Origin of the sequence: Streptomyces sp. NPDC046860, from assembly GCF_040645115.1 — a bacterium.
GTDB lineage: Bacteria > Actinomycetota > Actinomycetes > Streptomycetales > Streptomycetaceae > Streptomyces.
The window spans coordinates 103,867-116,473 of the sequence record NZ_JBEYXQ010000016.1 but is presented as its reverse complement, the minus strand read 5'-3'; the positions used below and the strand labels follow the sequence as shown (position 1 = coordinate 116,473).

The 12,607-nt window shown below is 70.7% G+C and carries 12 protein-coding genes, 1 pseudogene and 1 riboswitch; of the genes and pseudogenes, 4 read left to right on the top strand and 9 right to left on the bottom strand.

The genetic code is table 11. The features are described 5' to 3' along the window. Positions 1 to 63: 63 nt before the first annotated feature. Entirely contained in the window at positions 64 to 1,191 is a 1,128-nt protein-coding gene (locus tag ABZ898_RS22415) for an NADH:flavin oxidoreductase (protein WP_361661587.1), read from the bottom strand. 188 nt (positions 1,192 to 1,379) lie between these two features. Here ABZ898_RS22415 and ABZ898_RS22410 point away from each other — a divergent pair. Continuing rightward, a pseudogene (locus tag ABZ898_RS22410) lies at positions 1,380 to 1,514 on the top strand (DUF397 domain-containing protein); the annotation flags it as partial. On the opposite strand, the gene ABZ898_RS22405 reads toward ABZ898_RS22410, so the two are convergent. Continuing rightward, complete coding sequence (locus tag ABZ898_RS22405) at positions 1,501 to 2,148, bottom strand: CatB-related O-acetyltransferase (RefSeq protein WP_361661661.1); 648 nt, start codon at positions 2,146 to 2,148, stop codon at positions 1,501 to 1,503. The pseudogene ABZ898_RS22410 and the gene ABZ898_RS22405 sit on opposite strands and share 14 nt — an antisense overlap. A gap of 293 nt (positions 2,149 to 2,441) precedes the next feature. Between ABZ898_RS22405 and ABZ898_RS22400 the strand changes: the two genes are divergently transcribed. Beyond that, positions 2,442 to 3,107, top strand: a complete 666-nt coding sequence (locus ABZ898_RS22400) for a hypothetical protein (RefSeq protein ID WP_361661658.1) — start codon at positions 2,442 to 2,444, stop codon at positions 3,105 to 3,107. A 132-nt stretch (positions 3,108 to 3,239) separates the two neighbouring features. On the opposite strand, the gene groL is transcribed toward ABZ898_RS22400, so the two are convergent. The 4 genes from groL to thrC all read right to left on the bottom strand — a co-directional run bounded on the left by groL (position 3,240) and on the right by thrC (position 7,320). Next, complete coding sequence (gene groL / locus ABZ898_RS22395) at positions 3,240 to 4,862, bottom strand: chaperonin GroEL (RefSeq protein WP_161191403.1); 1,623 nt, start codon at positions 4,860 to 4,862, stop codon at positions 3,240 to 3,242. Positions 4,863 to 5,137: 275 nt separating this feature from the next. Then, positions 5,138 to 5,341, bottom strand: coding sequence for a cold-shock protein (locus ABZ898_RS22390; RefSeq protein ID WP_009189266.1), 204 nt, complete (start codon positions 5,339 to 5,341; stop codon positions 5,138 to 5,140). Positions 5,342 to 5,773: 432 nt separating this feature from the next. Beyond that, entirely contained in the window at positions 5,774 to 6,049 is a 276-nt protein-coding gene (locus ABZ898_RS22385) for a MoaD/ThiS family protein (protein WP_361661583.1), read from the bottom strand. Then, positions 6,046 to 7,320, bottom strand: coding sequence for a threonine synthase (thrC, locus tag ABZ898_RS22380; protein WP_361661580.1), 1,275 nt, complete (start codon positions 7,318 to 7,320; stop codon positions 6,046 to 6,048). The genes ABZ898_RS22385 and thrC overlap by 4 nt, the downstream gene beginning before the upstream one ends. 17 nt (positions 7,321 to 7,337) lie before the next feature. Further along, a riboswitch (SAM riboswitch) is annotated at positions 7,338 to 7,491 on the bottom strand. Positions 7,492 to 7,672: 181 nt separating this feature from the next. Between thrC and ABZ898_RS22375 the strand changes: the two genes are divergently transcribed. Both ABZ898_RS22375 and ABZ898_RS22370 read left to right on the top strand, forming a co-directional pair. Next, positions 7,673 to 8,617 carry a glucosyl-3-phosphoglycerate synthase gene (locus ABZ898_RS22375; RefSeq protein WP_361661577.1) on the top strand — a complete coding sequence of 315 codons (945 nt, stop codon included), beginning with the start codon at positions 7,673 to 7,675 and terminating at the stop codon, positions 8,615 to 8,617. Between the two features lie 74 nt (positions 8,618 to 8,691). Beyond that, positions 8,692 to 10,110 (top strand): trehalose-6-phosphate synthase, encoded by a 1,419-nt coding sequence (locus ABZ898_RS22370; RefSeq protein WP_361661574.1) that lies wholly within the window; start codon positions 8,692 to 8,694, stop codon positions 10,108 to 10,110. A 37-nt stretch (positions 10,111 to 10,147) separates the two neighbouring features. On the opposite strand, the gene otsB is transcribed toward ABZ898_RS22370, so the two are convergent. Genes otsB through ABZ898_RS22355 form a run of 3 tightly spaced genes read right to left on the bottom strand, consistent with a single transcriptional unit; the run spans position 10,148 to position 12,567 of the window. Then, on the bottom strand, positions 10,148 to 11,017 hold the full coding sequence (gene otsB / locus ABZ898_RS22365; RefSeq protein WP_361661571.1) for a trehalose-phosphatase: 870 nt from the start codon (positions 11,015 to 11,017) through the stop codon (positions 10,148 to 10,150). A 37-nt stretch (positions 11,018 to 11,054) separates the two neighbouring features. Beyond that, positions 11,055 to 11,279: a DUF3263 domain-containing protein gene (locus ABZ898_RS22360; protein WP_361661569.1), complete on the bottom strand. Its 225-nt coding sequence runs from the start codon at positions 11,277 to 11,279 to the stop codon at positions 11,055 to 11,057. A gap of 37 nt (positions 11,280 to 11,316) precedes the next feature. Next, positions 11,317 to 12,567: an extracellular solute-binding protein gene (locus ABZ898_RS22355; protein ID WP_361661566.1), complete on the bottom strand. Its 1,251-nt coding sequence runs from the start codon at positions 12,565 to 12,567 to the stop codon at positions 11,317 to 11,319. Positions 12,568 to 12,607 lie beyond the last annotated feature (40 nt).

Genomic DNA, 12,607 nt, shown 5'->3' with positions numbered 1-12,607 from the left:
CGCGGGCAACAGAAAGGCGCCGAGCGGGAGTTCACCCACCCGGCGCCTCACGGCGGTAAAACCTCAGCTGAGGGAGCCCAGCGCGGCGGCGTCGTACGCCTTCAGCTCGTCGAAGCGGCCGGCCAGCACCTTCGCGGCCCACTCCGGGTCCTGGAGGAGCGCGCGGCCGATGGCGACCATGTCGTACTCCTCGCGCTCCAGGCCGTCGAGGAGGTCGTCGATGCCCTTGACCGGGGAGCCCTCGCCCTGGAACGCCCCCACGAAGTCGCCGTCCAGGCCGACCGAGCCGACCGTGATGACCTGCTTGCCGGTGATCTTCTTGGTCCAGCCGGCCAGGTTGAGGTCCGAGCCGTCGAACTCGGGCAGCCAGTAGCGGCGGGTGGAGGCGTGGAAGACGTCGACACCGGCGGCGGCCAGCGGCGTCAGGATGGCCTCCAGCTCCTCCGGGGTCTCGGCGAGGCGGGCGGCGTAGTCCTGCTGCTTCCACTGCGAGTAGCGGAAGATGACCGGGAACTCGGCCGAGACGCGCTCGCGCACGGCGGCGACGATCTCCGCCGAGAACTGGGCGCGGGCCACCGGGTCGCCGCCGTAGGCGTCGGTGCGGCGGTTGGTGCCCTCCCACAGGAACTGGTCGAGCAGGTAGCCGTGGGCACCGTGGATCTCGACACCGTCGAACCCGATGCGCTCGGCGTCGGCGGCGGCCTGCGCGAAGGCGCCGATCACGTCGTCCACGTCGGACTGCGTCATCGCCTTGCCCTTGGCCTCGGCGCCCGCCTTGTGGATGCCTGACGGACCCACGGCGGGAGCCTCCGCGAACGGCGGCTCGCCCTGCCGGCGGACCATGCCGATGTGCCAGAGCTGCGGGACGATGGTGCCGCCCGCCGCGTGCACGTCCTGCGCGACCTTGGCCCAGCCCGCGAGCTGCTCGTCACCGTGGAAGCGCGGCACACTGTCGCTCTGGCCCGCCGAGTCGTGCCCGACGTACGTACCCTCGGTGACGATGAGGCCGACACCGTTCGCGGCGCGGCGCGAGTAGTACGACGCCACGTCCTCGCCGGGGACGCCGCCCGGGGAGAACATCCGGGTCATCGGCGCCATCGCGATCCGGTTCGGGACGGTCAGGCCGTTGAGCGTGATCGGTCGGGACAGGAGCTGGGCAGCGCGGGAGGCGGCGGACGTCGGTGCGGTCACGTGAGGGCTCCTCGGGAGAACGGTGTCGTATAGACCGGCTGGTATGTGAGCACGCAATGGTGCACCTAGTGAAACAACTGGTCCAGGCGGCTCAGCATTCCGCCCCCGGCGCCCGGCCCGTGTGACCCCGGCCACGGCCACCCTTCACCCCAGCTCGACCCGCCGCCTGGAATCCCGGTTCAGCAGCCGGCGAATGCCTGGAAGTGGCCGACACCCACCCCACCCACATCCCCGTACGCGACTCCAAAGCGCCGCACGGCCCGAAGCTCGCGTTCCGGGCGGAGGCGTGGTCGGCCTTCGTGGAGGACCTCAAGCTCCGCTGACGGGCGCCGCCGCCTCCAGTTCCTCCACCGTGCCCGACATGATCGTGCGGACGTGCTCGGTGATGTGTTCGGCGGGCCAGTCCCACCAGGCGAGCGCCAGCAGACGGGCCACGTCCGCCGAGTCGTAACGCGTGCGCAGCAGCCGCGCCGGGTTGCCGCCGACGATGCCGTAGTCGGGTACATCGCCGGTGACCACGGCGCCGGTGGCGATGATCGCGCCGTGTCCGATGCGGACGCCGGGCATGACGGTGACGCCGTGGCCGAACCAGACGTCGTTGCCGACGACGGTGTCCCCCTGGTTCGGCAGCCCGGTGAGCAGGTCGAAGTGGTCCGTCCACGAACCGCCCATGATGGGGAAGGGGAACGTGGAGGGGCCGTCCATGCGGTGGTTGGCGCCGTTCATGATGAACCGCACGCCCGTGCCGAGCGCACAGAACTTGCCGATCACCAGCTTCTCCGGCCCGTAGTGGTAGAGCACGTTGCGGGCCTCGAACGCGGTGGGGTCGTCGGGATCGTCGTAGTACGAGTACTCCCCGACCTCGATCAGCGGCGACTTGACCAGCGGCTTGAGCAGAACGACCCGCGGCTGCCCGGGCATCGGGTGCAGGACGGTGGGGTCGGCGGGCACGGGCACGGGTGATACCTCCACGACTACTGTCCCGAGGCTCAAGCGGCGAGCCCCGAGCCCTCTTGATAAGGATTGGCTGGAGGGTTTCAACCCACCCACCCACCCTGCGACTTGACCGGGCGCGACCGACTTGCCACGAACAGTGACGAGGCTCTAGCGTGCCCGCATAACGAACAGCCCCCGCCAGGCGCTACCAACACCGGCGGGGGCTTGACCTACAAGATCGACAAGGACTCGATCCCGTGGCTGAAGCCAAGCTTAGCCCTGCCCCCTCGCAGGCGCACGCACTCCCGCACCCGATGGCCAACCCCGGCTACGGCAAGCGCACCGCACCGGACCAACTCCCGCGCGGGAATCACGACTTCACGCATCTCCCGCCCCGCGAGGCGGCCATCGCGGCGTACATCGACCGGTTGCCCGAAGGCGCCGACATCTCGGTGAAGACGCTGGCCAAGACGCTCCCGTACGGCCAGTGCGCACTGCGTACCGCCCTCAACAGGCTGCAGAACGCCGGTCACTTGAGGCGGGGCAGGGAACGCCTGGAGTCGGAGGGGACCGGCACCCGCTGGATCACCCGATCATGGTTCTCCCGAACCGCCCGCGACGACGCGTGGTGGGCCGCGTTCGCCCGAGGCGCGACGGACGACGCGATCCTCCAGGCGCTCACCACCGGCCTCCCCACCCCCGTCCACCACCCGGCGGCCCTGGTCCGCCGCCGCCTGACCGACAAACTCCCCCCGGCACCGGCACCGGCCCCCGCCCCACCTCGCCGCACACTGGAATGCGCCGACTGCGGCCTGCCGGGCCGCCCCGAGGCCCTCCCAGGAGGCATGTGCCGGGCGTGCCGTGGCGAACGGACACCGCGGGAGACCTCAAGGCCCCTGCCCACCCCTTCCGTGCGCGCCCGCGCGGAGGAGATCCGGGCCGCCCTGTCCGCCCGCAAGCACGCATCGGCACCCGCGTGACGCTCCGAGCGAAGGCGTAGGCGTAGGCGTACGCCTACGCCTACGCCCGTGACCGGGGCCCGGAAACGCCCGAGGGCGGCACCCCCCGTGAGGGAAGTGCCGCCCCGGAAAAGGACAGTTGATCCGGAAGGATCAGAAGTCCATGTCACCGCCCGGCATGCCGCCCGGAGCGGCCGCGGCGGCCTTCTCCGGCTTGTCGGCGATGACGGCCTCGGTGGTGAGGAACAGCGCGGCGATGGAGGCCGCGTTCTGCAGGGCGGAACGCGTCACCTTCGCCGGGTCGATGATGCCCTCGGCGATCATGTCGACGTACTCACCGGTCGCGGCGTTCAGGCCGTTGCCGACGGGGAGGTTGCGGACCTTCTCCACGACGACGCCACCCTCGAGACCACCGTTGACGGCGATCTGCTTGAGCGGGGCCTCCAGCGCGAGCTTCACCGCGTTGGCACCGGTCGCCTCGTCACCCGACAGCTCCAGCTTGTCGAAGACCTGGCCGGCCTGGAGCAGGGCCACGCCACCACCGGCGACGATGCCCTCCTCGACGGCGGCCTTGGCGTTGCGCACGGCGTCCTCGATGCGGTGCTTGCGCTCCTTGAGCTCCACCTCGGTGGCGGCACCGGCCTTGATGACCGCCACGCCGCCCGCGAGCTTCGCCAGGCGCTCCTGGAGCTTCTCGCGGTCGTAGTCCGAGTCGGAGTTCTCGATCTCGGCGCGGATCTGGTTCACGCGGCCCTGCACCTGCTCCGAGGAGCCGGCGCCGTCGACGATCGTGGTCTCGTCCTTGGTGACGACGACCTTGCGGGCGCGGCCCAGGAGGTCCAGGGAGGCGTTCTCCAGCTTGAGACCGACCTCCTCGGAGATGACCTCGCCACCGGTGAGGATGGCGATGTCGCCGAGCATGGCCTTGCGGCGGTCGCCGAAGCCCGGGGCCTTGACGGCGACGGACTTGAAGGTGCCGCGGATCTTGTTGACCACCAGGGTGGAGAGGGCCTCGCCCTCGACGTCCTCGGCGATGATCAGCAGGGGCTTGCCCGACTGCATGACCTTCTCCAGCAGCGGGAGCAGGTCCTTGACCGAGGAGATCTTGGAGTTGGCGATGAGAATGTAGGGGTCCTCGAGCACCGACTCCATGCGCTCCATGTCGGTCGCGAAGTAGGCGGAGATGTAGCCCTTGTCGAAGCGCATGCCCTCGGTGAGCTCGAGCTCCAGACCGAAGGTGTTGCTCTCCTCGACGGTGATGACGCCTTCCTTGCCGACCTTGTCCATCGCCTCGGCGATGAGCTCGCCGATCTGGGTGTCGGCGGCGGAGATGGAGGCGGTGGAGGCGATCTGCTCCTTGGTCTCGACATCCTTCGCCTGCTCCAGCAGGGCGGTGGACACGGCCTCGACGGCCTTCTCGATACCGCGCTTCAGGGCCATCGGGTTGGCACCCGCGGCGACGTTGCGCAGACCTTCCTTGACCAGGGCCTGGGCCAGCACGGTCGCGGTGGTCGTACCGTCGCCGGCGACGTCGTCCGTCTTCTTGGCGACTTCCTTGACCAGCTCGGCGCCGATCTTCTCGTACGGGTCCTCGAGCTCGATCTCCTTGGCGATGGAGACACCATCGTTGGTGATCGTGGGGGCGCCCCACTTCTTCTCGAGGACGACGTTGCGGCCCTTGGGGCCGAGCGTCACCTTGACGGCGTCCGCGAGCTGGTTCATGCCGCGCTCGAGGCCGCGCCGCGCCTCCTCGTCGAACGCGATGATCTTGGCCATGTGAAGTGGTCCCTCCAGGACTGGGGGTGATTCCTTCGGACCGCGCCCGCGCCCGCGACGGACGGCTCGCCGGCCTCGTGGTTCCTTGCCCCACCCGGCCTGCGGGCCTCACCGACCCGGTCCTTCGTTGTCACTCTCACCTTCAGAGTGCTAACGCAATGATTAGCACTCACCCAGGGCGAGTGCAAGCGCCTTCGGGGGATCAGGACGGGACCTAACAGGACGAAGGGCCCGCACCCTGTGCCGGTGCGGGCCCTGCGCTCAGTTGTGGACGTTCAGGCGGTGACGCGAACCATGTCGGCCTGCGGGCCCTTCTGACCCTGCGAGATCTCGAACTCGACCCGCTGACCCTCTTCCAGGCTGCGGTAGCCGTCCATCTGAATCGCGCTGTAGTGGACGAAGACGTCCGCACCACCGTCGACCGCGATGAAGCCGTACCCCTTCTCCGCGTTGAACCACTTGACGGTGCCCTGAGCCATGGCTAACTCCCCTATTACTGGCCCTTGCGCAGATCCACACCTCGCGGACCTGGGTCAGACCTCGCCCCCCAAACGGTCGGGGGCGTGCGCCGGAACGCGTCGACCGCGGCTGAATGTATCTGTCCAACTGCCGTCTGCAACAGGTCAATCGGACGAGAATTCTGGACGGACACAGTCCGGAATCTGCCGCAAATTCGGCCGAATTCGGGGCAAGACGGGCCCCATAAAAACAACAAAAGCCGCACATTACCCGCGCATTTTGGCTGCTTCTTGTCGGGCTGGCGGCATGAATCAAGGGCGCCCGGCCCGCCGGACCGGGAGCGCGTTCCCCAACTCTACCGCGCTCAATCACACAGAATGGCCCCCTCCGTTTCTCTTACGGAGAAGGCCATTCGATGAACAGCGGGTAACCGCGGTTACCGAAGGTAATTATCAGCCGCCGGCGACGGCCGGAATGATGGAGACACCCGCGCCGTCGGGGGTGGCGGTCTGAAGTCCGCCCTCGAAACGCACGTCGTCGTCATTGACGTACACATTCACGAAACGGCGCAGCTTGCCCTGGTCGTCCAGGACACGCGCGGCGATGCCCGTGTGGTGCTTCTCCAGGTCCTCGATGACCTCCGCGAGCGTGCCGCCCTCGGCGGCGACCTCGGCCTGGCCGCCGGTGTAGGTGCGCAGGATGGTCGGGATGCGAACGGTCACGCTCATGCGAGGCCAGCCTCTCGGAAGGAGTCCAGGTTCGGGCGGATGGTCGCGGTCAGACCGGTGCCGGCGACCGCGTCCAGGGTCTTGAGGCCGTCGCCGGTGTTGAGGACGACGGTGGTCAGCGAGGGGTCCAGCGCGCCGGACTCGACCAGCTTGCGGGTGACGCCGACCGTCACCCCGCCCGCCGTCTCGGCGAAGATGCCCTCGGTGCGGGCCAGCAGCTTGATGGCGTCCACGATCTGCGGGTCCGTCACGTCCTCCACCGCGCCCCCGGTGCGGCGGGCGATGTCCAGCACGTACGGCCCGTCGGCCGGGTTGCCGATGGCGAGGGACTTGGCGATGGTGTCCGGCTTCTGCGGCCGCACCACGTCGTGGCCCGCCTTGTAGGCGGCCGACACCGGCGAGCAGCCCTCCGCCTGGGCGCCGAAGATCTTGTACGGCTTGTCCTCGACCAGGCCGAGCGCGATCAGCTCCTTCAGCCCCTTGTCGATCTTGGTGAGCTGGGAGCCGGAGGCGATCGGCACCACGAGCTGGTCCGGCAGCCGCCAGCCGAGCTGCTCGCAGATCTCGTACGCCAGCGTCTTGGAGCCCTCGGCGTAGTACGGCCGGAGGTTGACGTTGACGAAGCCCCAGCCCTCGCCGGCCGAGTCGCCGATCAGCTCGGAGCAGAAGCGGTTCACGTCGTCGTAGTTGCCCTCGATGCCGACCAGCTCGCCGCCGTAGACGGCGGCCATGACGACCTTGCCCTGCTCCAGGTCGTGCGGGATGAACACGCACGAGCGCAGGCCCGCGCGGGCGGCGGCGGCGCCGACCGCGCCGGCCAGGTTGCCGGTGGAGGAGCAGGACAGGGTGGTGAAGCCGAAGGCGCGGGCGGCCTCCAGCGCCTGGGCGACCACGCGGTCCTTGAAGGAGTGCGTCGGGTTGCCGGAGTCGTCCTTGACGTACAGCCCGCCGGTGACGCCGAGTTCGGCGGCCAGGCGGTCGGCCTTGACCAGCGGGGTCCAGCCGGGGTTGAGGTTCGGCTTGTCCGCCACGTCGGCGGGGACGGGCAGCAGCGGGGCGTAGCGCCAGATGTTCGCCGGACCGGACTCGATGCGCGCCCGGAGCTTCTCGGTGTCGTACGCGGAGAAGTCGTAGGCGATCTCCAGCGGCCCGAAACACTCCTCGCAGGCGAAGAGCGGGCCGAGCGGGACGCGGTGTCCGCATTCCCGGCAGCTCAGAGCGGCGGCGGGACCGAGGTCGACGGTGGGGGATGCGACAGTCTGCACAGCCATGGAGGCGAGGCCCTTTCTCCTCATCTTCCTCACGACGCATCTCGCCGTGAGACGGATTTGGCACCTTCCCTAGCCGGGAGCCTCGCGGTGTCGCTGTGTGCGCGCACGAGACCGGCTGGAGGGTTGCCGGGGCTTCATCGGGCCGTTTCCCTCTGCCCCTCTGGATGAGCGGTATTCGGTTGTGAACGTCCTCTGGCCTCGACATGCGATGGTCATCGGCGTTGTTCAAGACTGTAACCGAAGGCCAGGAGAGTTGAAGGTGTCGTCCGAACCGCGAGATGGATCAGACGGGGACCGGCCCCGACAGGGGCCGTCCGCGCAGGGACACCCCCACAGTGAGGAGCCGCTGACCATGCTGGAGGAAACCGAGCGCTGGCTGGCCACCCGCTCATGGTCCGTGGCCGACCGACCGCTGCACCGCGTCCTGGCAGCCAAGCAGCGCTCCGGACAGCGCGTGTCCGTGGTGCTGCCCGCGCTGAACGAGGAGTCCACGGTCGGGGAGATCGTCTCCGTGATCCGGCACGACCTGGTCTCCCAGGCGCCGCTGGTGGACGAGATAGTCGTGGTGGACTCCGGGTCCACCGACGCGACCGCCGAGGTGGCGGCCGCCGCGGGCGCGCGGGTGGTGCACCGGGACGAGATCCTGCCCCGGCTGCCCGCCGTGCCCGGCAAGGGCGAGGTGCTGTGGCGCTCCCTGCTGGCGACCAGCGGCGACATCGTCGCCTTCGTGGACGCGGACCTGAAGGAGTTCTCGTCCGACTTCGTGCTCGGCATCGTCGGCCCGCTGCTCACCGATCCGGGGATCGACCTGGTCAAGGCGATGTACGACCGTCCGCTGGGCGGCGCGGCCGGGCAGGGCGGACGGGTGACCGAGCTGATGGCACGCCCGCTGCTCAACCTGCACTGGCCGCAGCTCGCCGGGTTCGTGCAGCCGCTCGGCGGGGAGTACGCGGCCCGCCGCTCGCTGCTGGAGCGGCTGCCGTTCCCGGTGGGGTACGGGGTCGAGCTGGGGATGCTGGTGGACTCGCTGCACCTGGTCGGGCTGGACGCGCTGGCCCAGGTGGACGTGGGGGTGCGCAAGCACCGGCACCAGGACGGGCAGGCGCTCGGCCGGATGGCCGCCGCGATCTACCGCACCGCGCAGCTCCGGCTCGCGCGCGGGCATCTGGTGCGGCCCGCGCTGACCCAGTTCGAGCGGGGGGTGAGCGGTTTCGAGCCGCGCACCTACTCGGTGGACACCGAGGAGCGGCCGCCGATGGCGGAGATCGCGGAGTACGCGGCGCGGAGGGTGGCCTGAGCCGGGCCGTATACGGTCGGCTCGCCGGTCGCGCGTACGTTTGAGCGTTCGGGGGCCGGGCTAGGTTGAGGACCATGGCTTCAACGCAGGGTGCCGAGGTGCTGGTCGCGTCCAATCGCGGCCCGGTTTCGTACACGGTGGGTCCGGACGGGGCGCTCGGCTCCCGGCGGGGCGGCGGCGGTCTCGTCTCCGGTCTGTCGGCGATCGGGCCGGACACCGACGCGGTGTGGGTGTGCGCCGCGCTCGGGGACGGCGACCGGGAGGCGGTGCGGCGCGCGGGCGGCGGGCTGCTGCCGGAGGCGGACACCGGCGGACAGCGGGTGCGGATGCTGGACATCGACGCCGGTGTCTACGCCGACGCGTACAACGGCATCGCCAACTCGGCCCTGTGGTTCGTGCACCACATGATGTACCAGACGCCGCTGGAGCCGGTCTTCGACGCGGAGTTCCGGCGGCAGTGGGACGCCTACCGGGCGTACAACCAGGCGTTCGCCGAGGCGCTGGCCGAGGAGGCCGCGCCGGGAGCGGCGGTGCTGATCCAGGACTACCACCTGGCGCTGGCGCCCCGGATGCTGCGCAAGCTCCGGCCCGACCTGCGCATCGGGCACTTCTCGCACACGCCCTGGGCGCCGCGGGACTACTTCGGCCTGCTCCCGGACGACATCGCGGCCGAGCTGCTGACCGGCATCCTGGGCGCGGACCGGGCGGCCTTCCTGACCCGGCGCTGGGCGGACGCGTTCACGGACTGCTGCCACGCGGTGCTGGGCCCCGGCATCCCCTCGGGCACGGAGATCGGGGTGCACGGGCTGGGCGCGGACGCGGACTTCCTGCGGGAGCGGGCGCACCGGCCGGACGTGGACGAGCGGATGGCGGTGCTGCGGGAGCAGATCGGCGAGGGGCGCCGGACGATCGTCCGGGTGGACCGCACCGAGCTGTCCAAGAACATCGTGCGCGGGCTGCTGGCCTACCGGCGCCTGCTGGAGGACCACCCCGAGTGGCGCGAGCGCGTGGTCCACGTGGCCTTCGCCTACCCCTCCCGGCAGGACCTCGCCCTGTACCGCTCCTACACGGAGGAGGTACGCCGGGTCGCGGAGGAGATCAACTCCGAGTACGGCACGCCCGGTTGGACCCCGGTCCTGCTCCACCTCGACGACGACTTCGCCCGCTCCCTGGCCGCGTACCGCCTGGCCGACGTGGCCCTGGTGAACCCCATCCGCGACGGCATGAACCTGGTGGCCAAGGAGGTCCCGGTCGTCTCGGACGAGGGGGTCGCCCTGGTGCTGTCCCGCGAGGCGGGCGCCTACGAGGAGCTCGCCGAGCACGCGATCACGGTCAACCCGTACGACGTCGTCGGCACCGCGGAGGCCCTCCACGAGGCGCTGACCCTCCCGGCCCCGGCCCGCGCCGAACGCTCCAAGCACCTGGCCGCGGCGGCGACGGCCCTCCCCCCGGCCAAGTGGTTCCTGGACCAGCTGAACGCGCTGCGGGGCTGAACTCCTTCAGGACCGACGTCCTGAAGGGCCGCGGGTGTCAGGCGAGGTGCGCCGCGAGGTTCGCGAGCAGTTCCACCACGCCCTCCGGGCCGTCCACCACCAGGTCCGCCCGCTCGGCCAGTTCCGTGACCTCGCTGCTGCCGCTGCAGACCAGGAGGGCGGGGACGCCGTCGGAGCGGAGTTTCTCCAGGGCCGCGAAGGCGGGGAGGTCGCCGAGGTCGTCGCCGGCGTAGAGGACGGATTCGGCGCCGGTGGCACGGAGGTGGTCCAGGAGGGCGACGCCCTTGTCCATGCCGGGCGGGCGGAGTTCGAGGACGAGGCGGCCGGGTTCGACGATGAGGCCGTGGCGGGTGGCGAGGTCGGTGAGGGGGCCGCGGAGGGTGTCGAAGGCGGCTTCGGGGTCCTCGGCGCGTCGGGTGTGGACGGCGACCGCGCGTCCCTTCTCCTCGATCCAGGTGCCGGGCCAGGCGCCGGCCCGGTCCAGGACGCCGGGGAGTTCGGCGCGGACGGCGGCGATGCCGGGGTGCGGGGCGGGCGCGGTGACGGTGCCGGTGGCGGCGTCCCAGCGCTCGGCGCCGTAGTGGCCGAGGACGACCAGGTGTCCGAGGCCGGGGACCCCGGCGAGGCCGCCGTGCCGTACGGCGACTCCGGCCGGGCGGCCGGTGACGACGGCGACGGAGGCCACCTTCGGCGCGAGGGCGGCGAGGGCGGGCACGGCGCCGGGGTGGGCGCGGGCCTGGTCGGGGTCGGCGACGATGGGGGCCAGCGTGCCGTCGAAGTCCAGGCCGATCACCGCGGTGCGCGGCCGGTCCAGCAGGGCCCGCAGAGCCTCGCGGCCTGTTTGGGTGACCGGGACCGGCAGCGGGGGGTCCTGCGGGGTGGCGGAGTCCGTCTCAGGGATGCCCATAGAGCGACACTATCCGCGCCGGGGCCTCCTCACGCCTTCAGCGTTCGGACCGTCTCGACTCGCGGACCCGGCGCAGGCGGTTGACCGTCACCGGGTCGTGGGCGAGGGCGCGCTCGTCGTCCAGGAGGGCGTTGAGGAGCTGGTAGTAGCGCACCGGGGCGAGGCCGAGCTGCTCGCGGATGGCGCGCTCCTTCGCGCCGGGGCCGTCGATGCCCCGGCGCTCCAGCGCGAGGATGGCCTTCTCACGGCTGCCGAGTTCCATGCCGGCAACCGTAACTCCGGCCACCGACAGGGCGGGGTCAGCCCTGGGAGGTGGCCGTGCTGTCGGCGGCCGCGGCGGCGGCCTGGAGCCGGGTGAGCACGCCCGCGGGGCTGCCGCCGGGGGCGACGGCCTGTCCGATGTTCTTCTTCACGGCGGCGCTGACCGCGGCCCAGGAGGTCTTGTTGACCGGGTACTGCTCGGCGGTCGGCATCTGCTGGAGGAAGGCGTGCAGCGGGAGGTCGGCGGCCGACCGCGACTGGCTCATCTCCTCGGAGGCGGAGGTGGTGACGGGCAGCAGGCCGTACTTGCGGGAGAAGTCGAGGACGTTCTCCTGGTCGTACACGAAGTCGAGGAAGCTGCCGATCTCGGCGGCGTGGCCGTGCTGCTTGAAGGCCAGCATCCAGTCGGTGACGCCCATGGCGGCCCGGGCCTTGCCGGTGCGGCCCGGCATCGGGACCATGCCGAACTTCACGCCCTTGGCCTCGGCCTGCCCGATCAGCGTGGGGTGGCCGTTGAGCATGCCGACCTGGCCGTCCGCGAACGCGGCGAAGGCGGCGGCGCGGTTGAGGCGGCCGGGGGCGACGGGCCCGGTGAGCCCCTTGCCCACCAGGTCGTCCTTGAGCCAGGTGAACGTCTCGCCGTTCACCGCGGAGTCGATGGTGTAGGTGCCGATGTCGTCGGTGTAGCCGCTGCCGCCGCTGAGCAGCCACTGCATGGTCTCGGCCTGCGCCTCCTCGGGGCCGAGCGGCAGCGCGAAGGGGTACTTCACGCCCTTGGCCCTGAGCGCCTCGGCGTCGGCGGCGAGTTCGTCCCAGGTGGTGGGCGGGGTGATGCCGGCCTGCTGGAAGAGCGACTTGTTGTAGAAGAGGACGCGGGTGGAGGCCGCGAACGGCATCGCGTACGGCGTGTGGTCCCAGTCGCCCGCCTCGGCGAGCTGCGGCACGAAGTCGGCCTGGGTGCCGATGGAGAGGGTGTCGGACATCGGGTAGAGCTTCCCGGAGGCCGCGTAGTCGGCGTAGGCGCCGATCTGGGCCATGTCGGGGGCGTTGCCGCCGTCCACCATCTCCTTGACCTTGGCGTCGACGTCGTTCCAGGAGTAGACGCTGACCTGGACCTTCACGTCGGGGTGCTTCGCCTCGTAGGCGTCGACCAGCGCGGCCCAGTACTTCTTGGAGCTGTTGGCGGCGGAGTCGCCGTAGTCGGCGGCCACCAGCTTCAGGGTCACTTCGGAGGAGCCTGTGCTCCCGCAGCCGCCGAGCATCGCCGTCATGCCCAGTGCGGACACCACCGCGATCGTTCCTGCTGTACGCCGACGCACCCTCAAAGCC